The sequence below is a fragment of the Marinilactibacillus kalidii genome (assembly GCF_017599325.1).
Lineage (GTDB): Bacteria > Bacillota > Bacilli > Lactobacillales > Carnobacteriaceae_A > Marinilactibacillus > Marinilactibacillus kalidii.
In genome coordinates, this window is sequence record NZ_JAGFVM010000055.1 from 1 (window position 1) to 1,864 (window position 1,864).

At 37.3% G+C, this 1,864-nt stretch carries 1 protein-coding gene and 1 pseudogene; one reads left to right on the forward strand and one right to left on the reverse strand.

What is annotated here, in order from left to right; translation table 11 throughout:
• Window positions 1-953: pseudogene (locus J5J05_RS13050) on the forward strand (IS30 family transposase); the annotation flags it as partial.
• Between the two features lie 377 nt (window positions 954-1,330).
• Here the strand turns inward: J5J05_RS13050 and J5J05_RS12695 are convergent.
• Window positions 1,331-1,864: MSCRAMM family protein (locus tag J5J05_RS12695; protein ID WP_279633351.1), on the reverse strand; the 534-nt coding region annotated here is incomplete at its 5' end.

A 1,864-nucleotide genomic window follows, 5' to 3' on the forward strand; every position in this document is an offset into this window, starting at 1 on the left:
GTGTCCCGCAAACCATCAATAGTGAAATCCATCGTGGAACCATCACTCAACTTAAACGCCAAAAGCAAAACGGCAAAGTTTATGATTACTATACGACTAGCTACGATCCTGATACCGGACAAGCAGCTTGCGATAGGCTTCGATTGAACTGTGGCCGTCGGCCAAAATAGGCTGACACGTATGCATTTATTGAATGGGCAGATGATAAACTGATACTAGAAAAGTGGTCTCCGGACGTAGTCATTGGTTTTGCTAAAACACATGACTTGTTTGACTCTTCTATTATTCCTTGTACAACGACTCTTTATGGATGGATTGACAAAGGTATCGTGAGAACCAAAAATATGGATCTACTTGAAAAACTATCACGAAAACCAAAAGACACTTCTTATAGAGGAGGAACAAACAAACTGATTTTAGGACAATCTGTTGAATAAAGACCTCTAGAAATTGATAATAGACAGAACTTTGGACACTGGGAAATCGATACAGTTGTCGGGAATAAAGTGAAAACCGATTCGGTTTTATTGACGTTAGTTGAACGTCAAACACGCTTTGAAATCATCCTTAAACTCAAGGGTAAAGAAAAAGAGTCTGTTAATCAGACAATCAGTCAATTGCGAAAAAGCGCCGGTGATACTTTCTCTAAAGTATTTAAGACAATCACCTCTGATAATGGATCTGAGTTTGCTGGTCTTCATGAGGCGCTTCAAGAGACACTTGATGTGTACTTCAGTCATCCTTATGCTTCTTGAGAAAGAGGGACGAGCGAAAACCGGCATAAATTTATTCCCCGATTTATTCCAAAAGGAAAAGCTATCGATCAATTTAGTGAAACACAATACTTGAGAATCCAGCAATGGATGAATGACTATCCTCGGAAAATACTTGGCTATAAAACATCGCATGGCTGTTTTGCCAATGCGCTGCGCTCTTTGTCTCAAGCAGTCTAAGCACAATAGTGCTTATCAAATATAATTGATATCTTTTAATGACAAATTTAACAATCGATTGCGGTTATCTTTTAAACTAGATGGCTAACTTAAACTTGAAATTTACAATCTCAAATTAAGACAAATTTCTATTTTTTATTTTATAAAAGAATATTGGGCAGAAAAATCTATCCGAGTTAGAACCACATCTTTAAAACTATTGTCTTTCACTAAAAGTGTTCACTATAAATCATAGTACCTATAACTACATTACTTCTTAATGTCATACGTAAAAAAGCCACTTGCTACCTTTTTTGGTAACAAGTGGCTTTTCTTATTTTAATTTTGTATGAAATAATCGGCTTATCTTTTGTTGAAAAGCAAAAGATAAGCATCTTTTAATTACCAGTATTTCGCTTTTTTGATTTGCTATAAAGTAGATAACTAACCGCACTTGAAAGTAAGAACAACCCTGTTAATTTATACACCAAAAGATCTAGGTAACCAGTTTGTGGTAATCTTTCGTCCGGTATATCCGGTATGTCCGGTATGTCCGGTGTATTTTCTACAACTAATTCAATTGTTTCGCTCTGGTTAAAATCAATTGTAAATTCAAGTGGTGTTTCATCTAATATATAACCAGATGGCGCTTGGGTTTCGATAAAGTGGTAATCACCTGGGAGTAGATTCTCTACTCTTATCAAGCCAGCTTCATCAGTCGTCAATCCTATTTCCAGTTCATTGCCTTCGGCATCTTCCAAGCGGAATATTGCCCCTTCCAATGCCTCTCCATCTGGATTCACCTTCATCAACTCGACGGATCCTGGTGTTCGTTCGTTTTCAAAACTTAGCTCGATCGTTTCGGTTTGTCCTAACACCACTTCAAAGCTTTGTGGCGTTTGATCCAATTCATAACCAGGGATCGTTGCTTG